30 protein-coding genes are annotated in these 25,626 nt (G+C 64.6%); 26 read left to right on the forward strand and 4 right to left on the reverse strand.

All coding sequences use genetic code 11. The features are described 5' to 3' along the window. Positions 1-104 precede the first annotated feature (104 nt). From rfbF to D8S75_RS16470, 7 genes are all read left to right on the forward strand, one after another. Positions 105-875, forward strand: coding sequence for a glucose-1-phosphate cytidylyltransferase (gene rfbF / locus D8S75_RS16440; protein ID WP_119967459.1), 771 nt, complete (start codon positions 105-107; stop codon positions 873-875). Further along, the gene (rfbG, locus tag D8S75_RS16445) at positions 866-1,945 is read left to right on the forward strand and encodes a CDP-glucose 4,6-dehydratase (RefSeq protein ID WP_119967460.1); all 1,080 of its coding nucleotides are present in this window, start codon (positions 866-868) and stop codon (positions 1,943-1,945) included. Before rfbF ends, rfbG begins: the two co-directional genes overlap by 10 nt. Further along, positions 1,942-2,502: a dTDP-4-dehydrorhamnose 3,5-epimerase family protein gene (locus tag D8S75_RS16450; protein ID WP_119967461.1), complete on the forward strand. Its 561-nt coding sequence runs from the start codon at positions 1,942-1,944 to the stop codon at positions 2,500-2,502. The genes rfbG and D8S75_RS16450 overlap by 4 nt, the downstream gene beginning before the upstream one ends. 2 nt (positions 2,503-2,504) lie before the next feature. Beyond that, a complete protein-coding gene (locus D8S75_RS16455; RefSeq protein WP_119967462.1) occupies positions 2,505-3,734 on the forward strand; it encodes a class I SAM-dependent methyltransferase in 1,230 nt (409 codons plus the stop codon). Then, positions 3,731-4,219: an acyltransferase gene (locus tag D8S75_RS16460; protein WP_119967463.1), complete on the forward strand. Its 489-nt coding sequence runs from the start codon at positions 3,731-3,733 to the stop codon at positions 4,217-4,219. The genes D8S75_RS16455 and D8S75_RS16460 overlap by 4 nt, the downstream gene beginning before the upstream one ends. Continuing rightward, positions 4,216-5,007, forward strand: coding sequence for an NAD-dependent epimerase/dehydratase family protein (locus D8S75_RS16465; protein ID WP_119967464.1), 792 nt, complete (start codon positions 4,216-4,218; stop codon positions 5,005-5,007). Before D8S75_RS16460 ends, D8S75_RS16465 begins: the two co-directional genes overlap by 4 nt. Before the next feature lie 70 nt (positions 5,008-5,077). After that, positions 5,078-5,857 (forward strand): cephalosporin hydroxylase family protein, encoded by a 780-nt coding sequence (locus D8S75_RS16470; protein WP_119967465.1) that lies wholly within the window; start codon positions 5,078-5,080, stop codon positions 5,855-5,857. 28 nt (positions 5,858-5,885) lie between these two features. Here the strand turns inward: D8S75_RS16470 and D8S75_RS16475 are convergent, their stop codons facing one another. Beyond that, positions 5,886-7,118: a flagellin N-terminal helical domain-containing protein gene (locus D8S75_RS16475; RefSeq protein ID WP_119967466.1), complete on the reverse strand. Its 1,233-nt coding sequence runs from the start codon at positions 7,116-7,118 to the stop codon at positions 5,886-5,888. Between the two features lie 386 nt (positions 7,119-7,504). On the opposite strand from D8S75_RS16475, the gene D8S75_RS16480 reads away from it, so the two are divergent. The 4 genes from D8S75_RS16480 (at position 7,505) to D8S75_RS16495 (ending at position 11,209) form a co-directional block, all read left to right on the forward strand. After that, positions 7,505-8,734, forward strand: coding sequence for a flagellin N-terminal helical domain-containing protein (locus tag D8S75_RS16480; RefSeq protein ID WP_119967467.1), 1,230 nt, complete (start codon positions 7,505-7,507; stop codon positions 8,732-8,734). A 158-nt stretch (positions 8,735-8,892) separates the two neighbouring features. After that, on the forward strand, positions 8,893-10,323 hold the full coding sequence (gene fliD, locus D8S75_RS16485) for a flagellar filament capping protein FliD (protein ID WP_198673230.1): 1,431 nt from the start codon (positions 8,893-8,895) through the stop codon (positions 10,321-10,323). Between the two features lie 171 nt (positions 10,324-10,494). Then, a complete protein-coding gene (gene fliS, locus D8S75_RS16490) occupies positions 10,495-10,908 on the forward strand; it encodes a flagellar export chaperone FliS (RefSeq protein WP_119967469.1) in 414 nt (137 codons plus the stop codon). Between the two features lies 1 nt (position 10,909). Beyond that, positions 10,910-11,209 (forward strand): flagellar protein FliT, encoded by a 300-nt coding sequence (locus D8S75_RS16495; protein WP_119967470.1) that lies wholly within the window; start codon positions 10,910-10,912, stop codon positions 11,207-11,209. Positions 11,210-11,341: 132 nt separating this feature from the next. Here the strand turns inward: D8S75_RS16495 and fliE are convergent, their stop codons facing one another. Continuing rightward, entirely contained in the window at positions 11,342-11,653 is a 312-nt protein-coding gene (fliE, locus tag D8S75_RS16500; protein WP_119967471.1) for a flagellar hook-basal body complex protein FliE, read from the reverse strand. Positions 11,654-11,826: 173 nt separating this feature from the next. On the opposite strand from fliE, the gene fliF reads away from it, so the two are divergent. From fliF to fliR, 13 genes are all read left to right on the forward strand, one after another. Continuing rightward, positions 11,827-13,506 carry a flagellar basal-body MS-ring/collar protein FliF gene (fliF, locus tag D8S75_RS16505; protein ID WP_119967472.1) on the forward strand — a complete coding sequence of 560 codons (1,680 nt, stop codon included), beginning with the start codon at positions 11,827-11,829 and terminating at the stop codon, positions 13,504-13,506. Between the two features lie 27 nt (positions 13,507-13,533). Beyond that, positions 13,534-14,529: a flagellar motor switch protein FliG gene (fliG, locus tag D8S75_RS16510; RefSeq protein ID WP_119967473.1), complete on the forward strand. Its 996-nt coding sequence runs from the start codon at positions 13,534-13,536 to the stop codon at positions 14,527-14,529. Continuing rightward, a complete protein-coding gene (locus tag D8S75_RS16515; protein ID WP_119967474.1) occupies positions 14,510-15,238 on the forward strand; it encodes a FliH/SctL family protein in 729 nt (242 codons plus the stop codon). The genes fliG and D8S75_RS16515 overlap by 20 nt, the downstream gene beginning before the upstream one ends. After that, a complete protein-coding gene (fliI, locus tag D8S75_RS16520; protein ID WP_119967475.1) occupies positions 15,222-16,625 on the forward strand; it encodes a flagellar protein export ATPase FliI in 1,404 nt (467 codons plus the stop codon). The genes D8S75_RS16515 and fliI overlap by 17 nt, the downstream gene beginning before the upstream one ends. Positions 16,626-16,644: 19 nt before the next feature. Further along, a complete protein-coding gene (gene fliJ, locus D8S75_RS16525; protein ID WP_119967476.1) occupies positions 16,645-17,094 on the forward strand; it encodes a flagellar export protein FliJ in 450 nt (149 codons plus the stop codon). A gap of 17 nt (positions 17,095-17,111) precedes the next feature. Further along, complete coding sequence (locus D8S75_RS17790) at positions 17,112-18,407, forward strand: flagellar hook-length control protein FliK (protein WP_232829087.1); 1,296 nt, start codon at positions 17,112-17,114, stop codon at positions 18,405-18,407. 181 nt (positions 18,408-18,588) lie between these two features. Then, the gene (locus D8S75_RS16535; RefSeq protein WP_198673231.1) at positions 18,589-19,155 is read left to right on the forward strand and encodes a flagellar basal body-associated FliL family protein; all 567 of its coding nucleotides are present in this window, start codon (positions 18,589-18,591) and stop codon (positions 19,153-19,155) included. A 19-nt stretch (positions 19,156-19,174) separates the two neighbouring features. After that, the gene (gene fliM, locus D8S75_RS16540; protein WP_119967478.1) at positions 19,175-20,179 is read left to right on the forward strand and encodes a flagellar motor switch protein FliM; all 1,005 of its coding nucleotides are present in this window, start codon (positions 19,175-19,177) and stop codon (positions 20,177-20,179) included. Continuing rightward, on the forward strand, positions 20,169-20,609 hold the full coding sequence (fliN, locus tag D8S75_RS16545; protein ID WP_119967479.1) for a flagellar motor switch protein FliN: 441 nt from the start codon (positions 20,169-20,171) through the stop codon (positions 20,607-20,609). Before fliM ends, fliN begins: the two co-directional genes overlap by 11 nt. Before the next feature lie 7 nt (positions 20,610-20,616). Continuing rightward, entirely contained in the window at positions 20,617-20,979 is a 363-nt protein-coding gene (locus D8S75_RS16550) for a FliO/MopB family protein (protein ID WP_119967480.1), read from the forward strand. Positions 20,980-21,049: 70 nt separating this feature from the next. Beyond that, entirely contained in the window at positions 21,050-21,757 is a 708-nt protein-coding gene (gene fliP, locus D8S75_RS16555; protein WP_119967493.1) for a flagellar type III secretion system pore protein FliP, read from the forward strand. Positions 21,758-21,767: 10 nt separating this feature from the next. Beyond that, the gene (gene fliQ / locus D8S75_RS16560) at positions 21,768-22,037 is read left to right on the forward strand and encodes a flagellar biosynthesis protein FliQ (RefSeq protein WP_119967481.1); all 270 of its coding nucleotides are present in this window, start codon (positions 21,768-21,770) and stop codon (positions 22,035-22,037) included. A gap of 13 nt (positions 22,038-22,050) precedes the next feature. Then, positions 22,051-22,821: a flagellar biosynthetic protein FliR gene (gene fliR / locus D8S75_RS16565; RefSeq protein WP_119967482.1), complete on the forward strand. Its 771-nt coding sequence runs from the start codon at positions 22,051-22,053 to the stop codon at positions 22,819-22,821. Positions 22,822-22,831: 10 nt separating this feature from the next. Here the strand turns inward: fliR and D8S75_RS16570 are convergent, their stop codons facing one another. Together D8S75_RS16570 and D8S75_RS16575 are read right to left on the reverse strand one after the other, a co-directional pair. Next, positions 22,832-23,461 (reverse strand): response regulator, encoded by a 630-nt coding sequence (locus D8S75_RS16570; RefSeq protein WP_119967483.1) that lies wholly within the window; start codon positions 23,459-23,461, stop codon positions 22,832-22,834. Further along, positions 23,458-24,561 (reverse strand): hybrid sensor histidine kinase/response regulator, encoded by a 1,104-nt coding sequence (locus tag D8S75_RS16575; protein WP_198673232.1) that lies wholly within the window; start codon positions 24,559-24,561, stop codon positions 23,458-23,460. Before D8S75_RS16575 ends, D8S75_RS16570 begins: the two co-directional genes overlap by 4 nt. 180 nt (positions 24,562-24,741) lie before the next feature. On the opposite strand from D8S75_RS16575, the gene D8S75_RS16580 reads away from it, so the two are divergent. Both D8S75_RS16580 and D8S75_RS16585 read left to right on the forward strand, forming a co-directional pair. Beyond that, positions 24,742-25,188 carry a hypothetical protein gene (locus D8S75_RS16580; protein ID WP_119967485.1) on the forward strand — a complete coding sequence of 149 codons (447 nt, stop codon included), beginning with the start codon at positions 24,742-24,744 and terminating at the stop codon, positions 25,186-25,188. A 54-nt stretch (positions 25,189-25,242) separates the two neighbouring features. Next, entirely contained in the window at positions 25,243-25,605 is a 363-nt protein-coding gene (locus D8S75_RS16585) for a response regulator (RefSeq protein ID WP_119967494.1), read from the forward strand. The last annotated feature ends 21 nt before the right edge of the window (positions 25,606-25,626 follow it).

A 25,626-nucleotide genomic window follows, 5' to 3' on the forward strand; every position in this document is an offset into this window, starting at 1 on the left:
CGCGGGCAGCTGCGGGCGAGCGAGCTGCTCGATGGGCAGGGGTTTGCGAGGAAGGTCGAGCAGGCCTATGCCATGATGTTCGATGCCTGGGAGAAGGAGCACACATGAAGGCAGTGATACTGGCCGGGGGATTGGGAACCCGGATTTCGGAGGAAACGCACCTGCGGCCCAAGCCGATGATCGAGATCGGCGGCAAGCCCATCCTCTGGCACATCCTCAAGATGTATTCGGCGCACGGGGTCAACGACTTCGTGATCTGCTGCGGCTACAAGGGCTACATCATCAAGGAGTACTTCGCCAACTACTTCCTGCACATGTCGGACGTGACCTTCGACCTGGTGAACAACCGCATGGAAGTGCACCAGAAGCACGCCGAACCCTGGCGCGTGACGCTGGTGGACACCGGCGACAGCACCATGACCGGCGGCCGCCTCAAGCGGGTGCGCGAATACGTGCAGGACGATGATGCGTTCTGCTTCACCTACGGAGACGGCGTCTCCGACGTGGACATTGGCGCCGCGATCCGCTTCCACCATGCCCACGGCAAGCTGGCCACCGTCACCGCCGTCCAGCCCCCCGGACGCTATGGCGCGCTGCAGATGGACGGCACGGCGGTCAAGGCCTTCACCGAGAAGCCGCGCGGCGACGGCGGCTTGATCAACGGTGGCTTCTTCGTGGTGTCGCCGCAGTGCCTGGACTTCATCGAGGGCGACGCGACGAGCTGGGAGGTTGAGCCGCTCTCCAGCCTGGCGGCGCGTGGCGAACTGATGGCGTATGAGCACACCGGCTTCTGGCAGCCCATGGACACGCTGCGCGAGAAGAACCTGCTCGAAGAACTCTGGAACTCTGGCAAGGCGCCCTGGAAATGCTGGTGAATCCGCTGCCCGATCCGGCCTTCTGGCAAGGCCGCCGCGTGCTGCTCACCGGGCACACGGGCTTCAAGGGCGCCTGGCTGGCCTTGTGGCTGCAGCGCCTGGGCGCGCAGGTGACGGGGGTGGCGCTCGCGCCCGCGACCACACCAGCGCTGTTCGACCTCGCTGGCGTGGGCCAGGGCATGGACAGCCGCCTGTGCGACGTGCGCGACGCGGCGGCGCTGGCCGCCGTGGTGCGCGCCGCGCGGCCCGAGGTGGTGCTGCACCTGGCGGCCCAAGCCCTGGTGCGCCCCGGCTATGCGGCGCCGCTGGAAACCTTCGCCACCAACGTGATGGGCACGGCGCATGTGCTCGACGCCCTGCGCGGGCTGGACGGCGTGCGCGCCGTCGTGGTGGTGACCACCGACAAGGTCTACCGCAACCTCGAATGGGCCTACCCCTACCGCGAGGAAGACGCACTGGGCGGCCATGACCCCTATAGCGCGAGCAAGGCTGCTTGCGAAATCGTGGCCGCCAGCTACCGCGATGCCTTCCTGGCGGCGCAGGGCGTGGCGCTGGCCACGGCGCGCGCGGGCAACGTCATCGGCGGCGGCGACTGGGCCGCCGACCGGCTGCTGCCCGACGCCGTGCGCGCCTGGGAGTTCGGCAATATCCTGGAGATCCGGCGCCCGGCCGCCACGCGCCCCTGGCAGCATGTGCTGGAGCCATTAGCCGCCTACCTGCGTCTGGCGCAGGCGCTGTGGCAGGACGCAGGCCGTGCGGGCGCCTACAACTTCGGCCCGCTGCCGCACGAGGCGGCCACGGTGAAAGATGTGATAGAAATGGCCCGCAGGGCTTATCCGTCGGGCGCTGTCAGCTATCAAAATGAGAGTTATGGGCCGCACGAGGCGGGCTGGCTAGCGTTGGAAACCGCCAAGGCCCGCGCCGTGCTCGACGTGGCGCCGCGCTGGCCGCTGGCCCAGGCCGTGGCGCGCACCATGGACTGGTACCGCGCCCTGCATGCCGGGGGCGACGCGCGCGCGCTGTGCGAGGCCGATTTCGCCGCCTACGAAGGCACGCCGGGAACGCCATGAGCCGCTTCGCCATCACACCCACGCCGCTGGCCGGCCTGCTGTGCGTGCAGCGCCAGCCGCTGGGCGACGCGCGCGGCTTCCTGGCCCGCCTGTTCTGCGCCGAAGAGCTGGCCGCCGCGGGCTGGCCCGGGCCCGTGGCCCAGATCAACCACACGCGCACCGAGCGCCAGGGCACGGTGCGCGGCATGCACTGGCAACGCCCGCCCGCCGCCGAGGCCAAGCTGGTGAGCTGTGTGCGCGGCGCCGTCTGGGATGTGGCGGTGGACCTGCGCGCCGGCTCGCCGACCTTCCTGCAGTGGCACGCCGAGCGGCTGTCGGCCGATAACCACCGGGCGCTGCTGATTCCGCCCGGCTTCGCGCACGGTTTCCAGGCGCTGGAAGACGGCGTGGAGCTGCTGTACGTGCATTCGGCGCCCTACACGCCTGTGTGCGAGGCGGGTGCCGATGCGCTCGATGCGCGCCTGGCCATCGCCTGGCCCCTGCCGGTGCAGGAGCGCTCGGCGCGCGACGCGGCCCATGCGCCGCTGGATTCCGACTTTGAGGGAGTGGTTCTGTGAGCATGCATTGCCGACACTGTGGCGCCCCGGTCACGTTGCCCCTGGCCGACCTGGGCACGGCCCCGCCATCCAATGCCTACCTGAGCGCCGAGGCGCTGCACGCGCCCGAGCGCTGGTACCCCCTGCGCGTGCTGGTGTGCGAGCGTTGCTGGCTGGTGCAGACCGAGGACTTCGCGCAGGCGCACGAGCTGTTCGACGCCGAGTACGCCTATTTCAGCTCGTATTCCAGCAGCTGGCTGGCGCACGCGCAGGCGTATGTGGAGGCCATGGCGCAGCGCTTCGCCCTGGGGCCGCACAGCCGCGTGGTGGAAGTCGCCGCCAACGATGGCTACCTGCTGCAGTACGTGGCGGCGCGCGGCATCCCCTGCCTGGGCGTGGAGCCGACGGCGAGCACGGCGGCCGCGGCGCGCGCCAAGGGCATCGAGGTGGTGGAGCGCTTCTTTGGCCGCGAGCTGGCGCGCGAACTGGTGGCCCAGGGCCAGGCGGCCGACCTCACGGCCGCCAACAACGTGCTGGCCCATGTGCCCGACATCAACGACTTCGTGGCGGGCTTCGCCGTGCTGCTGAAACCGGCCGGCGTGGCCACCTTCGAGTTTCCGCACCTGCTGCAGCTGGTGCAACAGTGCCAGTTCGACACGCTGTACCACGAGCATTTCTCCTATCTCTCGCTCACGGCGGTGCAGCGCATCTTCGCGGCCAACGGCCTGACGGTGTTCGACGTGGAGGAACTCCCCACCCACGGCGGCAGCCTGCGCGTGTACGCGCGGCGCACGGACGGCGAATCCCGCCCCGAGGCGTCCGCCGTGGCGGCCTTGCTGGCGCGCGAGGCGCAGGCCGGCGTGGCCAGCGCCGGTTTCTACAGTGGTTTTCAGCAAGAATGCTTGCGCATCAAGCGCGAGCTGCTCTCATTTTTGATAGCCGCCCAGGCCCAGGGGCGCAAGGTGGCGGCCTATGGCGCGGCCGCCAAAGGCAACACCCTGCTTAATTTCGCGGGCGTGCGCGCCGACCTGCTGCCCTACGTCGTGGACCGCAACCCGGCCAAGCAGGGCAAGTTCCTGCCCGGCAGCCGCATCCCGGTGGTGGACGAGGCGCACCTGCGGGCCGACCGGCCCGACGTGGTGCTCATCTTGCCCTGGAACCTGCGGGACGAGGTGGTGGCGCAGCTCGCCTATATCCGCGAATGGGGCGGGCGTTTCGCCGTGGCGGTGCCCGGCTGGCAGGAGCTGCCATGATCGAGATCCACCCCACGGCACGCGTTTCGCACCTGGCCGACATCGAGGACTCGGTGCGCGGCACCCGCATCGTGGTCGGTGCGCATTCGGTGCTCGACAGCTTCGTCAAGGTCAAGCCTGCGGGCGGCAGCGGCGACCTGTGCATCGGCGAGCATGTGGTCATCAACTCCGGCTGCGTGCTCTACACGGGCAACGGCATCGCCATCGGCAACCATGTCGCCATCGCCGCCAACTGCACCTTCGCACCGGTCAACCATGCCTACAAGGAAAAAGGGCGCCTGATCCGTGAACAGGGCTTTCTGGCCAGCAAGGGCGGCATCCGTATCGAAGACGACGTGTGGATCGGCGCCAACTGCGTGCTGCTCGACGGCGCCTGGCTGCGCCGTGGCTGCGTGGTGGCTGCGGGCTCCATCGTGCGCGGGGAGCTGGCGGAATACACCGTCTATGCCGGCCAGCCGTTGGCGCCCGTTGGGGTACGTGCATGAGCCTGTTCACGGTGCTCGGGGCTTCAGGCTACATCGGCAGCCGCCTCGTGGCGCGACTGCGGGCTGACGGGCACGAGGTGTGGGCGCCGCAGCGTGGCGCGCCCGAACTGTTGACCCGGCCGCTGGGCCATGTGCTGTACTGCATCGGGCTCACCGGTGACTTCCGCTCGCGCCCGTTCGACACCGTGCAGGCCCATGTCGGCCTGCTGGCCGAGGTGCTGCAGCATGCGCGCTTCGACTCGCTGCTGTACCTGTCGTCCACCCGCGTGTACATGGGCGCGGCGGACACCGGCGAAGACACTGCACTGGCGGTGCGGCCGCAAGACCCGTCCTACCTGTACAACCTGAGCAAGCTGGCGGGCGAGGCGCTGTGCCATGCCTGCGGGCGCGCGGGTGTGCGCGTGGCGCGGCTGTCGAATGTCATCGGCCCCGGCATGGACGCGGACAGCGGCAATTTCATCGCCAGCCTGTGGCGCGACGCGCGCCAAGGCTATGTGCTGCTGCAGAGCGCCCCGGAAAGCGCCAAGGACTACGTGCACATCGAGGACGTGGTGGGCATCCTGCCGCGCATCGCCCTGCAGGGGCGGGCGGCCACCTACAACGTGGCCAGCGGCGTGCAGACCCGGCACGCCCAATGGCTGCAATGGCTGGCGGACAAGACGGGCTGCCGCTGGGAGGTGGCCGCGCAGGCGCCTTTGCAGCAGTTTCCGCCCATCCGGGTGGAGCGGCTGCGTGCGGAATTCGGCTGGCAGCCGCTCCCGGTACCCCAGCGGCTGGAGGCTCTGTGAAGGTGCGGGTCCCGGTGTTCGGGCGTCCGCGCCGCCGGTTTTTCAAGATTTATTGTGGAGGTATGAACCTATGAACCCCGTCGAGCAATTCCAGGAAGAACGGCGCGAACGGCTGCAGTCCTATGCGTCGGATGGCGCGTTCACCGACCTGTCGCGCCAGTGGCTGCGGGAGTCCATGCAGCGCCAGTATGTCTACAACTTCGACTGGATGGGCCGTCCCATCATCCAGTACCCGCAGGACATGGTGGCCATGCAGGAGCTGGTGTGGCGCGTGCGACCGGACCTCATCATCGAGACCGGCATCGCGCATGGCGGCTCCCTGGTGCTGAGCGCGTCGCTGCTGGCCATGCTGGACATGTGCGATGCCATCGAGGCGGGCACGGTGTTTGATCCGCGCCAGTCGCGGCGCAAGGTGCTGGGTGTGGACATCGATATCCGCGCGCACAACCGGGAAGCCATCGAGGCGCATCCCATGGCCAGCCGGATCGCGATGGTCCAGGGCTCGGCGATCGCTCCCGACGTGGTGGAGCAGGTGCGGAAATTCGCGCAGGGGTACGGCCGGGTGATGGTGTGCCTGGATTCGATGCACACGCACGCGCATGTGCTGGCCGAACTGGAGGCCTATGCGCCGCTGGTCACGCCGGGCAGCTATTGCGTGGTGTTCGACACCTTCGTCGAAGACATGCCGCCGGGCTTTTTCGCCGACCGGCCATGGGATGTGGGCGACAACCCCAAGACCGCCGTGCGGGCCTGGCTGCCGAGCCATCCGGAGTTCGAGGTGGATGCGTCGATGGAGGCGCGCTTGCAGGTGACCGTGGCGCCCCACGGCTTCCTGCGGCGCACCGCCTGATGGCGCCGCTGGCGCATCGGGTGGTGCGTCAGCCTTGCAGCAGCTTGAGCACGTTCTGCGGCAACTGGTTGGCCTGGGCCACCATCGCCGTGCCGGCCTGTTGCAGGATCTGGGTGCGCGAGAGGTTCGCCGTTTCCTTGGCGAAGTCCGCATCCACGATCCGGCCCCGCGATGCCGACAGATTCTCCACCTGGATCTCGATGTTCGCGATGGAACTCTCGAAGCGGCTCTGCAGGGCGCCCAGGTTGGCGCGGGCCGAGTTCACCTGGTCGATGGCGCTGTCGATCTTCTTCAGGGCCACCCAGGAACTGGCTTGCGTGTCCACCGACAGGGTATCGATGCCCAGCGAGTCGGTGGACGTCGAGGTTGCACTCAGCGCCACCCCGCCCGTGGCGCCCACGGTGGTGGCGGCATAGCCGAAGTTGTTGGCCGTGAAGCCGGTCAGGGTCAGCGTGGCGGAGTCGCCGCTGGTGTTGAGCTTGGACGACATCAGGTCAATGGTGTAGTTGCCGTCGTCCTGCTTGCTCAGGAAGGCGGTCACGCCGGTGTCGGCCGACTTGCGGTTGATCGCCTCGACCATCTGGCCCATGCGCTCGGAACCCGACTTGGCCTCGGCGATGGGACCCAGGTCCCAGGTATTGGTGCCGTCGTTGATGCGCAACGTTGAGCCGGCCGTGATGGCGGCCAGGTCGGTCACCGTGGTCGTGGAGTTGATGTTGCTGGCCTTGTCGTAGGCGTAAACCACGTCGGCCAGGCCCTTGGCCGAGGAATCGGTCAGCGCGCCCACGGTGATGTTGTCGCCGGAGTTGGCGCCCACCTGGAACACCGCGCCCGAGAACGTGCCGTCCAGGATCTTCTGGCCGTTGAAGGTGGTCTGTTTGGCCACGCGGTCGACTTCATCGGTCAGTTGCTTGACTTCGGCCTGCAGGGCCACGCGGTCGGCCTTGCTGTTGGTGGCGTTGCTGGCCTGCACGGCCAGTTCACGCATGCGCTGCAGCATGTCGCCGATCTTGCCCAGCGAACCTTCGGCCGTCTGCGCCAGGGAGATACCGTCGTTGGAGTTGCGGGCACCCACCGTCAGGCCCTTGACCTGGGTATTCATGCGCTCCGAGATGGCCAGACCGGCAGCGTCGTCCTTGGCGCTGTTGACGCGCAGGCCCGAAGACAGGCGTTGCATGGAAGTTGCCAGGGACGAGGCGGACATGCCCAGATTTCGCTGTGCGTTCAGCGAGGCGATGTTGGTATTGATGGTAGAGGCCATTTGGAAAGCTCCTTGGGACTAAAGATTCCGGCCTGTCCGCCGGCGGTAACGCCAGCTCCAAGGCTGACTTTGGTTGAGACCGTGGCCTGATTCTGGGGAAGTGGCGTAAATGCATAGCGCGGAAAAGTGTTGGAAAAACTGCCCAATTCATCGCAATTTCGCAATGTGGGATCCGTAAGGGGAAAAAGCGTCGGTGAAAAAAAATGTTACCGATGCCCTCAAGTTTCCTGGCGGGGTCCCGAAAACCACTCAACGGATTCAAACGAGTCTGTTGACCGGCCAGCAACGAGGAGTTTTGCGTTACTGCCGACCGGTCTTGGCTGCCGGCATGTGCTGGCGTTGTGATCGGCGGTTTGCCGGACCTTAGTTACCAAGGAGCTTTCCAAATGGCCTCTACCATCAATACCAATATCGCTGCGCTGAATGCACAACGGAACCTGGGCATGTCTGCCAATTCCCTGTCGACCTCCATGCAGCGCCTGTCTTCGGGCCTGCGCGTCAACAGCGCCAAGGACGACGCTGCCGGTCTGGCCATCTCGGAGCGCATGAATACCCAGGTCAAGGGCCTGACGGTGGGTGCCCGCAACTCCAACGACGGTATCTCCCTGGCGCAGACGGCCGAAGGTTCGCTGGGCAAGATCGGCGACATGCTGCAGCGCATGCGTGAACTGGCCGTGCAGGCCAGCAACGCCACCAACAGCAAGGCCGACCGCGACGCCCTGCAGGCCGAAGTCAAGCAACTGACCGACGAAGTCGACCGCGTGGCCAAGCAAACCAGCTTTAACGGCACGAAGATCCTGGACGGCACGTTCTCGGGTGCGGTGTTCCAGGTGGGCGCCAACTCCGGCGACAACATCACCGTGGGCGCGCTGACCAACACTTCCGCCAAGGGCCTGGCCGACGTGGTCTACGCCTACGACAAGCAAACCGGCATCAATGCCACGACCACGGTGACCGACCTGGCCGCCATCACCGCAGGCTCGACGCTGCGCATCAACGACGGCACCACGACCTGGGACCTGGGCCCCATCGCCGAAGCCAAGTCGGGTACCGAGCGCATGGGCCAGATGGTCGAGGCGATCAACCGCAAGTCGGCCGACACCGGCGTGACCGCCTTCCTGAGCAAGCAGGACGACGGCAACTACACCATCGACCTGATGTCGTCCAAGCTCAATGCGTCCGGCAACTCGTCCACGCTGACCCTGACCGGCTTCACGGCCAACAACTTCGGCTACGCCGCCGCCGCCGTGGGCGCCACGGGTGGTGCCACGCTGAGCGCCAACTCCACCAGCACCGATTCGCTGGGCATCGATACCCTGACGGTGGACACGCAGCGCAATGCCTGGGTGGCCCTGAAGAAGATCGACAGCGCCATCGACCAGGTGAACTCGGCCCGCGCCAACCTGGGTGCCCTGCAGAGCCGCTTCGAGAACTCGGTTGGCAACATCGAGATTCAGGTGGAGAATCTGTCGGCTTCCCGTGGCCGGATCGTGGATGCGGACTTCGCCAAGGAAACGGCGAACCTCTCGCGCACCCAGATCCTGCAACAGGCCGGCACGGCGATGGTGGCCCAGGCCAACCAGTTGCCGCAAGGCGTGCTCTCCCTGCTGCGTTAAGCTGAGGGAAACAGGGCCAGGAAGCTTCCTGGCCTTGCAAAGCGGCGATGGGGAGCTTCCCCTCGCCGCTTTTCCGGCTTTTGCATGGGGCCGATTTTGCAAAAATCATGCAGTGTTTTTTGCAAAGTCCACTCCATGGACTTGTTCAGGAGATTGACATGGCCATTTCATCTGCGGGCATCGGTAGCGGGCTGGACGTCGAGTCGATCGTCTCCAAGCTGGTGGCGCTGGAAAAGCGGCCCATCGCCAAGCTGGAGTCGGCTGCGACCTCTATCCAGAGCAAGATTTCCACCTATTCGCAGCTCAAGTCGCTGATGTCGACGTTCTCGGACGCCGCGTCCAAGCTCACGCGCGACAGCGGCTGGAACGGCATGGCGGCCACGTCCTCCAACAGCAGCGCGGTGGCCGTGAGCGTCACGGGGATCGCCAGCGCGACCTCTTTCGGTATCAGCGTCCAGCAACTGGCGCGGGCGCAATCGGTGGCTTCCACGGCCATCACCACGCCCAATGCCCCCGTGGGCGGGGGCACGATGACCATCCAGCTCGGTACCTGGCTGCATACCAGTCCGCCACCGACCTTCACGGCGGGCTCGGCAGCGGCGGTCGATGTGACGGTGGGGGCCACGGATTCGCTGACCCAGATCGCCGCGAAGATCAATGATGCGAATGCGGGCGTCACGGCCACGGTGCTGCGCGATGCCACGGGCGAGCGTTTGCTGGTGCGTTCCAAGACCACCGGCGAGGCCTCGGGTTTCCGCATCCAGGTGGCCGAGGACGGCGGTGCGCCGGGGTTGTCGGCGCTGGCTTTCGATCCGCAGAACTCGGCGGGCGTCGGCATGGCCGCCAACGCCATCCAGTATGCGCAGAACACCAAGGCGAAGATCAATGGCATCGACATTTCGTCGGCCAACACCACCTTCGCAGATGCCGTTCCCGGGTTGAGCATCGTGGTCTCGCAGGTCACGACCTCGGATGCCGAAGTGTCGGTGACCTCGGACACGGCCTCCATGAAGAAGAACATCACGGCCTTCGTGGACGCCTACAACGCAATCAATGATCTGCTGAGCGCGTCAACCAAATACGACGACGAGACCAAGACCGCAGGCATTTTCCAGGGCGATAGCTCGGCGGTGGCGCTGCAGAATGCACTGCGCCAGCAGGTGGCGGCGACCATGTCCGGCGATGGCGTGTACAAGCGCTTGTCGGATATCGGCATCGACATGCAGCGTGGCGGCAAGCTGGTGGTGACCGGCAGCAAGCTGGACGCGGCGCTCAAGAACCCTGAGGCGCTCAAGGCCATGTTCGCCACGAATGTCGCCACGGATTCGGATTCCAACGGCCTGGGTGTGAAGCTCAAGGCCTACACGTCCAGCCTGCTGTCCTTCGACGGCATGATGAACAGCAAGGCCGACGCGCTGAGCGCGGCCGTCAAGCGCAACGCTGCGGAGCAGGACAAGGTGAACGACCGCGCCGCAGCCATGGAAAAGCGCCTGCGCGCCCAGTACACGGCCCTGGATACCAAGATGGGGTCGCTGTCCGCGCTCAACAGCTATATCTCGCAGCAGGTCAGCCAGTGGAACAAGAGCTGATGCCTTTGGGGCTGCCGGTGCATCCAACAGGGCGCCGGTAGCTATCAAAAGCGTAGCTGCCTGAAAGCCGGATCAATCCGGTGATCGACCCCCAGAAGTGCTCGTGGAATTGCTTGAGTTTTCCCGCCAACTGCCGATATTGACTATAAGTAGCACATGAAGGAGCCGTCGATGTACACCCCAGTCAGTTCTCGCGCAGCCACGGCATACAGGCAGGTAGGTGTTCAGTCCTGCGTGGATGGCGCAACGCCCCACATGCTGATCAAGATGCTGTTTGACGGCTTGATGCAATCGTTGAACGCGGCGCGTGGCGCCCTGCAGCGCGGCGAGATCGAAGAAAAGGGTCGCCAGCTGGGCAAGGCGGTGCGCATTCTCGAAGAGGGCCTCAAAGCGGGGCTCAACCCCGAACAAGGCGGCGAACTGGCCGGTAACCTGCGCGCGCTGTACGACTACTGCATCAAGCGCCTGACGCTGGCCAACCTGCGCAACGACATCGGCATGGTGGAGGAGGTGGTCGAGCTGATCACTCCCGTGGCCAAGAGCTGGGAGCAGATTGGCGCAGACAACCAAGGTGGGGGGGCTTGAGATGTCCGACATGCTGATTGATTACTACAAGGCCATTGAAGACAGCAGCCGCAAGATGCTGGAGGCTGCACAGGCCAAGGATTGGGATGGGGTGGTGCGCTACGAGGGGGCCTGTGCCGTCCTGATCGAGGAATTGCGCTTCAAGTCCCAGGAATGCGAGCTGCCGCCCGAGCATCGCAAGGAAAAAACGGTGATCATGCAGCGCATTCTGCGCAACGATGCACAGATCCGCTGCCTGGCGGAACCCTGGCTGGCGCAGTTCGAGCACATGTTCGAGGGCCAGCCGCAGATGATGCACTGAGAACGGCGCAAGCCCACCCTGCCATGGGTGGGCGAGAATAGAGGGGAAAATGGGGCGTGGCGCTTTGTGGTAAAGCGTCAGCAGCTATAAAAAATATAGTGAAATGAATGCTGGCACAGCGCCAAGCCGCATTCAGACCTGCATGTTCATGATGTCGGTATAGGCCTGAACCATGCGGTTGCGCACATGCAGGGTGGCCTGGAAGCCGATCTGGGCCTTCTGGATGGCCACCATGGTTTCTTCCAGGCTCACGGCGGGATTCTCCATCTGCACCTCGCGCTGCATGCCGGAGGCTTTGTTCTGTGCGGCGCTGACCGACTGCAAGGCTCCCTTGAGGGCGCCCGAAAACCCCACATCCTTGGTGTCGAATTGCGGCGCCGCAGCACGGCGCGCCAAGCCGGCGCCCGACAGGGGGGTGGTGGAACTTGGAATGCGGAGGTCCATGGCGGTATCCGGTGGGAATGGGGGATGACGCAATCCTAGTCGGGGCGGATCGGGCCATCGGGGGGAAATGATGGTCAAATGCGCGGCTTATCCAGCGAACATGAGGGGGTCGAGACCCGAATAATCGACTCCACGCCAGGACCGCGCTCGGCCCTGCCATACTGGAAAGCAAGATGTCCGCAGTTGTCGAAGCTCCTCTGAACTCTCCTGCCAGCCCCACGTGGCTGCAGCGGCTGTCCACTCTGGACCGGGCGCAGCGCATGCGTCTGGGCGTGGGCGTGGTGCTGTTGGTGGCCGCCGCCATTGCCGCGGTGGTGCTGGGGCGCCAGCCCGACTACCGGGTGCTGTTCTCCAACCTGTCCGACAAGGATGGCGGTGCCATCGTGGCCCAGCTGTCGCAGATGAACGTGCCTTACAAGCACGGTGACGGCGGCGGCGCCATCCTGGTTCCGGCCGACCGCGTGCATGACGTGCGCCTGCGCCTGGCATCGCAGGGCTTGCCCAAGGGGTCGGTGTCCGGCTTCGAGCTGATGGAGGCCAACCGCTTCGGCATGACGCAATTCCAGGAGCGGCTGAATTTCCAGCGCGGCCTGGAGGGGGAGCTGACGCGCTCCATCCAGGCTTTGTCCTCGGTGCAGAGCGCGCGCGTGCACCTGGCGCTGCCCAATCAGAATGGTTTTTTCCGCGAGCAGCAGAAGCCCTCGGCCTCGGTGCTCGTCAGCCTGTATCCGGGCAGGGTGCTTGACCGCGCGCAACTGGCGGGCATCGTGCACCTGGTGGCTTCGAGCGTGCCCGAGCTGGCGCCTTCGGCCGTGAGCGTGCTGGACGACAGCGGCAAGCTGCTGTCGCAGTCGCCCGAGCCGGGTGCTGGCAATGGCGTGGATGCGCAGCAGCTGCAGTATGTGCAGCAGATCGAGCAGCAGTACACGCGCCGCATCATGGAGATCCTGGAGCCCGTGGTCGGCCGCAACAATGTCAAGGCGCAGGTGACGGCCGAGCTGGATTTCAGCCAGACCGATTTCACGTCCGAGCAGTACCGGCCCAACCAGACGCCCGATGCCACTGCCATCCGTAGCCAGCAGGTGCTGGAGAGCCGGGACAGCTCCAGTTCGACCTCGGCGACGGGAACGGTGGGGGCCGTGGCCAACCAGCCGCCAGCACCTTCCTCGGCGCCCATCAATGGCCCGGGTCAGACGCCAGCGGCCGCCGGGCAGCAGGGCGGCGCCGAAGCGGGCAGCACCAAGCGCGAGTCCACGACCAACTACGAGGTGGACAAGACGGTGCGCGTGACCCGGGGCAACAACTGGGCGGTCAAGCGCGTGAGCGCCGCCGTGGTGGTCAACTACCAGTCGTCCGAGGAAAAGGGCAAGACGGTGACCAAGGCGCTGACGCCGGAGCAGGTCGAGCAGATGACGGCGCTGGTGCGCGAAACCATCGGCTACAACAAGGAGCGCGGCGATTCGGTCAACCTGATGAATGCGCCGTTCCAGGTGGAGGCGCAGCAGGCTGACAATACCCCTCTGTGGAAGCAGCCGGAAACGGTGGCGCTGGCGCGCAGCCTGGCTTGGCCCGTGGGGATGTCCCTGTTTGCTGCCCTGGTGCTGCTGGGCCTGGTGCGGCCGGCCCTCAAGGCGCTGGGCCAGCCCAAGGAGATTCCCATGGCGGGCGCGCAACTCAACGCGTTGGAGGCCGAAACGCCGCAACGCCCGGCATTGCCGGCGCCCAAGCAGGGCGAGCCGGTGCCGGCCACGCCGGAGGAATTGCGCTTGGAAGAGGCGCGAGTGCTGGCACGCCAGAATCCCATGGCGGTGGCCAATATTGTGAAAAACTGGGTCAATGGCGACATCAGCTGACCCGCAGACAGAACGGCAAGCAGCACCATGGACGAACAAGGCCTCAACGACGCCGCGGTTTTCCTGATGTCTCTCGGCGAGGAAGAAGCCGCGGAGGTGTTCAAGCATCTGTCGCCCAAGGAGGTGCAGAAGCTGGGCGAGACCATTGCGCACATGCGCAGTGTCTCGCGCGAGAAGGTGGACGAGGTCGTCACCAAGTTCTCGAACGCCGCGGCCGCGCAGAGCCTGCTGGTGTCGGATACCGGTAACTATGTGCGCGCCGTGCTCAAGCGGGCGCTTGGGGATGACAAGGCGGGCCTGCTGATCGACCGCATCCTGCAGGGCGGCGACGTCTCGGGCATCGAGAGCCTGAAGTGGATGGACCCGCTCTCCGTGGCGGAACTGCTGCGCAACGAGCACCCGCAGATCGTGGCCGCCATCCTTGTGCACCTGGATCATGAGCAATCCGCCGCCGTGCTGATGCAGTTCACCGACCGCCAGCGCAGCGAGGTGTTGCTGCGCGTGGCCACGCTGGAGGGCATCCAGCCCACGGCGCTGAAAGACCTCAACGAGGTGCTTTTCAAGGTGCTGGCGGGGGGCGACAAGATTCGCAAGACTTCCCTGGGCGGCGTCAAGACGGCCGCCGAGATCATCAACCTGCTCGGCTCCAATGTCGATACGGTGGTGCTGGAATCGATCCGCAGCCACGACCCCGACCTGGCGCAGAAGATCATGGACAAGATGTTCGTGTTCGACGACGTCATCAAGCTCGACGACCGCGCCATCCAGACCGTGCTCAAGGAAATCGCGTCCGAGACGCTTATCGTCGCGCTCAAGGGCGCCATGCCGGAGCTGCGCGAGAAGTTTCTCGCCAATATGTCTTCCCGTGCCGCCGAGGCGCTGCGCGAAGACCTCGAATCGCGCGGCCCCATGCGCCTGTCCGAGGTGGAAGCGCAGCAGAAGGAAATCCTCAAGACGGTGCGGCGCCTGTCGGATGAGGGCCAGATCGTGATCGGAGGCGGCAGTGACGACGCCTACGTCTAAGAGCCGCCTCTATGCCCGCTTTATCCCGAGCGAGGAAGTGGGCGATGTGACGCAATGGCAGTTCGGCGCCGTGGACGGCTCCGATGCCGTGGTCGAAGAGCCGGTGGAGGAAGATCCGGCTGCGCTGGAGATGGCGGAGGCCGCGCGCCAGGCGGAACTGCAGCAGGCCCGCGAGGAGGCGTTTGCCCAGGGCGAAGCGCAAGGCCATGCCCAGGCCACGTTGGAGTGGCAGCAGCGCATGGACGACTATGTTGCCGGGCAGGGCCAGGAAGCCGCACAGCGCCTTGATGCGCTGGTGCGGACCCTGAACGCCAGCCTGGGGGATTTGCAGCAGAACATGGCGCAGGGCGTGCTGGAGCTGGCCTGCGAGATCGCACGCCAGGTCGTGCGCCAGGAGTTGCGCTCCAATCCCCATGCGCTCAAGCCGGTGGTGCAGGAGGCGCTGGGCATGCTGGTCACCGATGGGCGTCCCGCCACGGTGCGGCTCAACCCCGAAGACCATGCCCTGGTGGGCGCGGCGCTGCAGCAGGAGGTGGCTGCGGCTTCGCTGCAATGGGTGGCCGATGCGACGGTGCCGCCTGGCGGTTGCCTGGTGGAGCAGGCGGGGACCGTGGTCGATGGCAGCCTGGAAAAGCGCTGGGAGCGCGCCATCGCGCCGTTGGGCCTGGCCTCGGCCTGGCAGGAGAATGAACATGGCGATGGAGCCTGACAAGGCCGCCCCCTGGAAGGGCTTCCTGGAGGATGCGCTGGGCCGCGTCTCGGGCAACCATCCGCTGGAGACCCGTGGCACCCTCACGCGCCTGACGGGTTTGGTGCTCGAAGCCGTGGGCATCCGCGTGCCGGTGGGCTCGCAGTGCATGGTCCAGCAGCCCGGCCATGCGCCGGTGCTGGCGGAGGTCGTGGGTTTTTCCGCCGACCGTGCGTTCCTGATGCCGGCCGGGGACATCCATGGCCTGTCCAGTGGCGCCAGCGTGGTGCCTGCCGCGCCCTACATCCCCGTGCCGCAATTGGACGATACCGAGCCAGCGCGGCCTGTCCAGCGCGTGGGGGCGCTGCGCGTGCCCATGGGGGATGGCCTGCTGGGGCGCGTGGTCGATGCACAGGGCATTCCGCTGGACCACGGCGGTCCGCTGCAGGATGTGGTGGCCGAGCCCATGGACCGCCGGCTGATCAACGCCATGGACCGGGACCCGGTGCGCGAGTCGCTCGATACCGGCGTGCGCGCCATCAATGCCCTGCTCACGGTGGGGCGGGGCCAGCGGCTGGGCCTGTTCGCCGGTTCGGGCGTGGGCAAGAGCGTGCTGCTGGGCATGATGGCGCGCTACACCCGGGCCGATGTGATCGTGGTGGGTTTGATCGGCGAGCGGGGCCGTGAGGTGAAGGAGTTCGTCGAGGACATCCTGGGAGCCCAGGACCGGGGTCGCGCCGTGGTGGTGGCCGCGCCCGCCGATGCGCCGCCGCTGCTGCGCATGCAGGGAGCCGCCTATGCGACGGCGGTGGCCGAACATTTCCGCGACAAGGGCAAGCATGTGCTGCTGCTCATGGATTCACTGACCCGCTACGCCATGGCGCAGCGCGAGATCGCGCTGGCCATTGGCGAGCCGCCCGCCACCAAGGGCTACCCGCCGTCGTGCTTCGCCAAGCTGCCGCAGCTGGTGGAGCGCAGCGGCAATGGCCTGCATGGGGTGGGTTCGATCACGGCGTTCTATACGGTGCTGTCGGAAGGTGACGACCAGCAGGACCCGATCGCCGACGCGGCGCGCGCCATCCTGGATGGGCACATCGTGCTGTCACGGGCGCTGGCCGAAACCGGCCATTTCCCAGCCATCGACATTGAGCAGTCGGCATCGCGGGTGATGCACAACGTGGTTTCGCGCGAGCATTTCGAGCTGGCGCGGCAGTTCCGCGCCGTCTATTCGCGCTACCAGAAGAGCCGGGATCTGGTGCAGGTGGGGGCCTACATGAGCGGCTCCGATCCCTTGCTGGACGAGGCCATCCGTCTGCAGCCCGCCATGGCCGGCTTTCTGCAGCAGGGCATGTTCGAGGCGGCGTCGATGGATGAGAGCTGCCATGCCATGGCAGCCCTCCTGAACTGAGCACGGGAGCACCAGCACCATGCCCGCGCCGAATGCACTGTCCGTGGCCTTGGAAATGGCATTGCGCCACCGGGATGAAGCCCGTCGGCTGCTGCAGGATGCGCGCAATGCGCGCCAGGCCGCGCAGGACCAGCTGGATCAGCTTTCCGGCTATGCCCAGGAAACACAGAACCGCTGGGGCATGCGGCCCGATGCCGCTGTGCAGCCGGAAGTGATGTACCACCACTACCAGTTCATGCACCGCCTGGAGCATGCCATGGGATTGCAGACGGGCGTGGTGGGCTCGCACGTCGAACGTGTGGGCGCGGCGGAGAAAGCCTTGCTAGAAGCCGAATTGCGCTTGGCCAGCCTCAAGAAGCTGGTCGAAAAGCGCCAGCGGGATGCCCTGCTGGCCCAGACGCGGCGCGAACAGAAACAAACCGATGAGCGTGCTGCCCTGCAGTATCGCAAGACATTCAATGGTTCCTAGGAGCCGGGAGAGACAGCATGGAACAAGCACGCATCAGCAGCTCGCACCAAGGGAGTCAAGCCACCCATGCAGTGCGGGGAAAATCGTCGGCCCAAGGGGCGGATCAGGGCGCGCAGGCAGCGGGATCGGGAGATTTCTTGTCCCTGCTTGCGGCGTTGGGCGATGGGGGCTTGCAACCGCCGCTGGAATCTCCGACCGATGCGGTGGGGTCGGAGGCTCTCGTGGACGATCCGGCGACAGCCGATGCTGCCGCATTGGCTGCGTTGCAAGGAGGGTTCCTTCCCTGGCAGTTGCCTGATGCCATGGCGCAGACCACGGCGGAAATCGCGGCCAGGTCCGCTGGCCTGGGATCGGTGCGCGGTGGCGCCGAGGCGCTGGCCGACGGCATGCTGGGCATCGGATTGCTGCCCCAGGATGGATTGGTCGCGCAGACGGCGTTGATGGATGCGACCACAGAGGCGCGGACGGATTCGGCCGATGTGGCTGGCGTCTCGGGCTCTACTCTGGCACCGCCAGCGGGAGCGGGTCGACGCAAGAACCCAGGCTTGGCCTTTGGCGCTGACCTGGCCGGCGCGGCGGGTACGCCGGCCGTGGGCGCGGCAGGGGCCAAGGCCCAAGGCGCCGTGCAGCTTCCGCAAGGGGCGGCCATCCAGCCCCAGATGGGGGGCGAAAGGCGCGATGCCATGGTGGCTTCCCGTGAGGCTTCTTCACCCTTGGCGCCAGAGTTGGCGGCCTTGGTGCCCCAGGTACCAGGCGTGGCGGAAACCATGCCCGGCGGGCGTGGTTTGGCGCAAGGGGGTGAGTCCGGTGCGCGCGAGCCGGGTGTCTGGGGGCAGGTGGGGGAAAGCCATGAACCACAAGGTGCCGGGCAGGTGGATGGCTCCGACATGTTCGCCGATCCCTCCATGGCACCAACCGAAGATGCTGTGGCTGAGCAGGTGGCTTTCTGGGTTCACCAGAATATCCAGAACGCAGAGCTGACCGTGAAGCACGATGGCAAGCCGGTGGAGGTGAGCGTGTCTCTGACGGGCAATGAGGCCCATGTGGCGTTCCGCAGCGATCAGGCGCAGACCCGTGACCTGCTGGATGCCAGTGTTTCGCAATTGCGCGACCTGCTGCACCAGGAGGGCCTGGTGCTTTCGGGGGTCTCCGTGGGAGACTCCAGCGCTCAGTCTCGCGAGGGTGGCGCTCAGCAGGGCCAGCGCGAGGTGCCGCGCAATGCGCAGGTGACGGTACCTGCCGTGGCCGGCGCACAGCAGCGCAGCAGCGGCGTGGATGTCCTGAGCGATCGTGCGGTCGATCTCTTCATCTGAGGCGCGCGCAGGCTGCGGACGGAGGGCTTGCCGGGCAGGCCGGCAGGTGGAATGCCGTGGTTTTGCGCTTTTATTCTGGCTATTATGGTTCCGTGCATGCTCAATAATGGGCCATGCATACGAACCAGCAACTGGCGCAGGGCGCCAGTGTCAACCGTACCTGCCGCTAGGAAAATTCAACGTGTCATCCAATGCACCTGCAGCTGAGTCTGCGAAAAAGCCTGCCAAGAGCAAGAAGCTCATCATCATCGGTGCCGTGGTTGTGCTGCTGTTGGTCGTGGTGGGGGGCGGGGCTGCATGGTTCCTGTCCAAGCGCAACGCAGTCGACGAGGATGGCGAGGCGGTGCCCGCCAAGGCGGCCGAACCCGCAGCCGCTCCCACGTTCCTGCCAATGGACATGATGGTGGTGAACCTTGCGGACAATGGCGGGGAACGGTTTGCGCAGATCGGCATTACCTTGGAGCTGGCCGATACCAAGACCGCAGACCTGGTCAAGCAGCACATGCCGAGCATTCGCAATGGAGTGCTGATGCTGGCATCGCAGCGCACGTCGGACGAATTGCTCACGCGCGAAGGCAAGGAAAAGCTGGCGGACGACATCCTGCGCGAGGTGTCGCGCCCCCTGGGCTTTGACGTGCCGGCTGCCAAGAGCCAAAAGGCCGCGGATGGCGATGAGCCGCAGCCCCGCAGCCGCAAGGGTGCCAATCCGGTCCGGCGGGTGCTTTTTTCCGGTTTCATCATTCAGTAAGCCGCGCGAGGGCCGTGCAATGAGTGAATCGTTCTTATCCCAGGAAGAAGTCGATGCCCTTCTGGAGGGGGTGACCGGCGAGAGCCAGAAGACGGAAGAGGAGGTCCTCGAAAAAGGGGAGGTGCGCAATTACGACATCTCCAGCCAGGAGCGCATCGTCCGTGGCCGCATGCCGACGATGGAGATCGTCAATGAGCGATTCGCGCGCAATTTCCGCATCGGTCTGTTCAATTTCATCCGCCGCAGCCCTGAAATTTCGGTGGGCACGGTGGCGGTGCAGCGCTACAGCGCATTCCTGCGTGAACTGGCGGTACCCACCAATTTCAACATCGTGGCGATCCGGCCATTGCGCGGCAGCGGGCTGATCGTGTGCGAGCCGTCGCTGGTGTTCGGCATCATCGACACCCTGTTCGGCGGTGTCGGTAAATTCCAGACCCGGATCGAGGGGCGGGATTTCTCCCCGACCGAGCAGCGTGTCATCCAGCGCCTGGTGGATGTCATCTGCACCGAATACAAGAAAGCCTGGCACGGTATCTATCCCCTGGAGCTGGATTACCAGCGCTCGGAGATGCAGCCGCAGTTTGCCAATATCGCCACTCCGAGCGAAATCGTGGTGTCCACGGCCTTCCAGCTGGAGATCGGCGATTTGGCCGGGGCTATCCATATCTGCATGCCCTATGCCACGCTGGAGCCGATCCGCGACGTGCTCTATTCCTCCACCCAGGGGGATTCGATCGAAGTGGATCGGCGTTGGGTGCGTGTCCTGACGCGCGAGATCCAGGCGGCCGAAGTCACGCTGGTGGCGGAGCTGGCACGCGCCGACGCCACGGTGGAGCAACTGCTGGCCATGAAGCCTGGCGATTTCATCGAGCTGGATCGGGAGCCGCGGATTCGGGCCTCTATCGGCGGTGTGCCGATTTTTGAATGCCAATACGGGACCCACAACTCGAAGTACGCGATCCGTATTGAAGAATGCCTGCGTAACGCAGACATGCACTGGATGGGAGAAAAAGATGTCGGCTGAAGACAACAAGAGTGGTGATGCAGCAGATGATCCGTTTGCCGGCTGGGCCGAGGCCCTGGAAGAGCAAAAGCATTCGGACGAAAAACATGCGAGCAGTGAGCAAGGCGGGCCCCTGACCGGCGAGCCGGCCAGGCCGTTCTCGGCGGGAGGCTCCGATGCGCCACTGCATGACATCAACATGGTGCTCGACATCCCGGTTCAGCTGTCCGTGGAGTTGGGGCGTACCAAGGTACCGATCAAATACATTTTGCAGTTGGCCCAGGGGTCGGTGGTGGAGCTCGACGCCTTGGCGGGTGAGCCCATGGACGTGCTGGTCAATGGCTACCTTATTGCGCAAGGCGAGGTGGTGGTGGTGAATGACAAATTCGGCATCCGACTGACCGATGTGGTCACGCCCTCGGAGCGTTTGCGCCGGGTCAGCCGTGGATAGTGCAGGCATGTCCCAGACGTTGCTCGTGGTGGTGCTGTTCGTGGCCGGCATGGCTGCGCTGCCCTGGTTGGTTCGCCGCATCCAGCAGCGGCAGGCGGCAGGCATTGCCTCCCCTGGCGCGGCGTCGCGCGTTCTTTCGGCCGTGGCCGTGGGCCCCCACCAGCGCGTGGTGACCGTGGAGGTGGGGCCCGAGCATGCGCGCACGACGCTGGTGCTTGGCGTCACGGCACAGCAGATCAATTGCCTGCATGTTCTGGGTCCGCAGGTCGCAACGCCATTGGTGGCTTCGGCGGGCTTTGCGGGAGCGATGCAGCGGGAGCGGGCAGCGCAGGCCGTGGCCGCCGCAGAGGGAGCCGCCGATGCGCCGTGAATCTGGTGTCTGGATGTCCCTGGGGCACTGGCTTCGGCAGGCGAGGCGTTGCGGGGTGTTGCTGGCCGTCATGGCTCTGCATGTCCCGGCCATGGCGCAATCCGGCGGCTCGTTGCCGTTGCTGGTCGGGTCCGGCAGTGGCGGGGCAAGCTATTCCGTGCCAATCCAGACGCTGCTGTTTTTCACGGCATTGTCTTTTCTGCCTGCGGTGCTGCTGATGATGACCGGCTTCACGCGCATCGTCATTGTTCTGTCCTTGCTGCGGCAGGCCATCGGTACGCAGTCTGCGCCGCCCAACCAGGTGATCATCGGCCTGTCGCTGTTCCTGACCATGTTTGTCATGGGACCGACGCTTGACCGCGTGTACCAGGATGCGTACCTGCCCTACACAAAGAACGCCATCAGCTTCGAGCAGGCGCTCGAACGGGGTGAGGCGCCCATGCGCCAGTTCATGCTCAAGCAGACGCGCCAGTCCGACTTTGCCTTGTTCGCGCGCCTGGCGCGGCTCGATGCCTCGGCCACAGCCGAGACGGCACCCCTGCGCGTGTTGGTGCCGGCGTTCGTGACCAGCGAGCTCAAGTCGGCATTCCAGATCGGGTTCATGATTTTCATCCCGTTCCTGGTGATCGACATGGTGGTTTCCAGCATCCTGATGTCGCTTGGCATGATGATGCTTTCCCCGGTGCTGGTGGCGCTGCCTTTCAAATTGATGTTGTTCGTGTTGGCCGACGGATGGAACCTGTTGATTGGTTCGTTGGCGGCGAGCTTTGTGACATGAGGGAGCCGGCATGACTGCACAAATGGTGCTTACCATTGGAAGCGATGCGCTGACCTTGCTGCTGATGATCGCCATGCCTGTGCTGGGAGTGGTCATGGCCGTGGGTCTGGTTGTGAGTATCTTCCAGGCCGTGACGCAAATCCACGAGGCCACGCTGGCATTCGTGCCCAAGCTGATCGCAGCGATGGTGGTGTTCGCGGTGGCTGGGCCCTGGATGATCAGCACCTTGGTGGACTACATCCGGCGTACCATCGAATCCATTCCTTCCGTGATCGGCTAGCCGGCGGTTCTGCATGGTCACGTTTTCCGAAGCGCAGTTGATGGCGTGGCTGTCACCCATCCTGTGGCCTTTTCTGCGCATCTTGGCGGTGTTTTCCGTGGCACCGTTGTTTTCTATGCGCGCTATTCCGATGCGAGCCAAGATCGGCCTCGCCTTCTTTGTTGCTCTGTGCGCTCAGGCAGTGCTGGGTGAGCAGCCCGTGATTTCCGTCAATGGGCGCGAAGCACTCGGGGCCGTGGCGCAGCAGGTCGTGGTGGGGCTGTCCATCGGGTTTGCCGTGCGGTTGGTGTTTGCAGCCGTCGAATTGGCGGGTGAAGTTATCGGTCTGCAGATGGGTCTGAATTTCGCCTCGTTCTTCGATCCGACAAGCAACGCCCAGATGAGTGCTGTGGCACGGTTCTTCGGCAATCTTTCCATGCTTCTGTTCGTGGTGATCAACGGGCATCTGATGGTGCTGATGGCCGTGGTCAAGAGCTTTGATAGCTTTCCCGTGGATGGCCATTTCATGCAGGCGCTGGGTCAGATGCGCTTACACGAAATGGGAGCCGCGTTGTTTTCCAGCGCATTGTGGATTGCCTTGCCCATGATCGCGCTCTTGCTCTTCGTCAACCTGACGCTTGGCATCATTTCCCGGGTGGCGCCACAGATGAATATCTATGCCGTCGGGTTTCCGGTTACTTTGACGGTGGGGCTTTTGGGCATCGCCGCCACCTTGCCGATGATGGAGCAGCCGGTGCTGACGTTGTTTCAGCAGGCGATTGACCTGTTTGCCGCCCAGCGCTGACTACCGGGGCCTACACCAGTTGGTTGCGGATGGCGTAGACCGTGAGTTCGGCGTTGTTGCTCAATTTGAGTTTTTCGAGCACACGGGCGCGGTAGACGCTGACAGTCTTGGGGCTGAGCATCAGTTCTTCGGCGATCTCTGACAGCTTCTTGCCTGAGGCAATCTTGAGCAGGGTTTGCAACTCGCGTTCGGACAGTGTGGTGTGGGGTGCTTCGTGTTCGGGCTGGGATACGCTTTCGGCAAGCATCTGCGCCACTTCGGCAGTGAGGTACTTTCGCCCCTGGGCCAGGGTGCGCACGGCTTCAATCAATGCCACCGGGTCTGCCGCCTTGCTGGCATAGCCCTGCGCACCCGCGCGCAGGCAGCGCACGGCGTACTGGTCCTCGGGGTTCATCGATACCACCAGGACTTTGATGGCGGAATCCGTCTCGCGCAAACTGGCTAAGACTTCCAGGCCATTGCGGCCCGGCATGTTCAAATCGAGCAGCAGCACATCGCAGGGAGCTGTGCGCAGGACATCGCGCAGATCGGGATAGCTACCGGCTTCTCCGGTCACTTCGATGTCGGGTGCCTCGGTCAATGTATCGCGAATACCCCGACGCACGACAGCGTGGTCATCGCAGAGCACCACTCGAATCATTGAATGTCTCCATTTTCTTCGTTGGCCATCAGTGGCACCGATAGGATGACCGAGGTGCCTTTGCCGGGCATGCTGCTGATGTCGAGCCAGCCATCCACGGTGCGGGCCCGCTCGCGCAGCCCGTTGAGGCCAAATGCCTTGGGCTTCTTCAGCGCGGCCGGATCAATGCCGCGTCCATTGTCGGTCACCTCCAGGGTGAAGACCCCCTCGGTGTCGGACAGGTCGATATGGACGGCTGAGGGTTCGGCATACTTGGAGATGTTGGTCAGGGCTTCCTGGGCTGTTCGATAGGCGACGAGCTGGACGGCCGCGGGTAGGTCGATGGTCGCGGCGCTCGATTGCACCCGCGTGGGGACGCTGCTGCGCCGCTCGAAACTGTCGGCCAACCATTGCACTGCGGCAACCAGCCCCTGGTCCAGAATAGGGGGGCGCAGGTTCATCATGATCCGCTGGCTAGCGCCGATAGCATGTTGCAACATGGCTGTGGCAGCGTGCACATGGTCGAGCAGGTCTTGCTGCTGAGTGTGGCGGCCAATCCAGGCTAGATCAAAACGGATAGCCGTCAGTGCGCCGCCGATGTCGTCATGGATTTCGCGCGCGATGGCGGCGCGTTCTTGCTCGATGGAGCTTTGCAGGTGCTCGGTCAATTCGGCCAGGCGTTTTTGCGATGCGGCCAACTCTTGTGCGGCGTGCTCGCGCGCTAGCCTGGCCTCATGGACCTCGCATGCGCGCGCAATGACATGGGGAAGGCGAGCCATGTCGTCTTTCAGCACGTAGTCCGATATTCCCAGGCGAATGGCATCCACGGCCGCGGCTTCGCCGATGGCGCCCGACAGGAGGATGAAAGGGGGTTGTCGCGGCTCTCCACGAATCACGGCCCAGGCATCCAGCGCCGTGAAGCCAGGCAGCCGGTAATCAGCAAGGATGACGTCGAATACCTGGAGTTGCGTGAGCTGTCGAAAATCCTCCAGGGTGTCGACGCGCTGGATGGAGTGCGAGACTTTTGCCCGTCGCAAAGTGATGGCTGCCAGCTCGTGGTCTGCGGGCGAATCTTCCAGGTGAAGAATGCGCAGTTGCATGCCGGTGGTGGTGGAAGCCATGGGAGGGGCTATCATAGGATACAAATTGGAACAAACAAGGGGATTTGTCCTGTTGGTCCATTCCGCGATTCGGGATCGAATGGCTTGGCGCGCCAAAAATGTGCGAGGAAGTTTTGTTTCTGAAAGTTCGGTGATCGAGGGGTTTCGTGTATCTTGTCGTCATGCGGCAAGGGAGAAGCGATGGAATCAATGCTAACAAGATCTGGTGGTCCTGAAGTTCGCTTGCCCGTCATGGTCGCTGCCGAGTTGCAGGATTCGCTGCTGGTCGTCATGCATGATCTGCACCGCCTGGAGGGCTTGCTGAACCATGCCACTGACAATTTGCTTGAGCGCTTCGGTGAGGCCAATGAAACGCTGACAGATGCGGTGGTGGGTGATTCGCCGCAATTGGCCGCTGCGCGGGCGGCGCTGCGCAGTGCTGTGACCGAATTACAGTTTCAGGACATGGCTTCGCAGCTGATCTGGCACACCACCAAGGTGCTTCAGGGCTGTGCGTTCCGGCTTGCTGCGGAATCCATGGGCTCGGAGGATGGCGAAGAGGCGGCACCCTTCGCTGAAATGGCCCCCGATAGACCCAATCCCGTGACGCAGAGTGAGATGGATGCTGGATCCATTGATCTTTTCTGATGCGGTCACAATCCCGATTTAACCGATATATATTCAAGCCAGTTGGAGCTTTACATGCAATCGATCCTTGCCGTTGATGACTCGCCGTCCATGCGGAAAATGGTGTCCTTCACCTTGTCGGGTGCGGGTTACCACGTGGTCGAGGCGGTGGATGGCCAGGATGCGCTGGAGAAGGCGCAGAGCCATGAAATCGACCTGGTCCTGGCCGATCAGAACATGCCGCGCCTGGACGGGATCGGCCTGACCCGCAAGTTGCGGGAAGACCCCAAGTTCAAGACGATTCCGATCCTGATCCTGACCACGGAATCCAGCGATCAGATGAAGCAGGCGGGTCGGGCTGCTGGCGCGACCGGTTGGCTTGTCAAGCCGTTCGATCCGAACAGGCTCATCGAGGTGATCAAGAAGGTGATCCGTTGAGCGCTTTTATCCGGGACAGCA

This window comes from Simplicispira lacusdiani (assembly GCF_003604195.1).
Classification (GTDB): domain Bacteria; phylum Pseudomonadota; class Gammaproteobacteria; order Burkholderiales; family Burkholderiaceae_C; genus Simplicispira; species Simplicispira lacusdiani.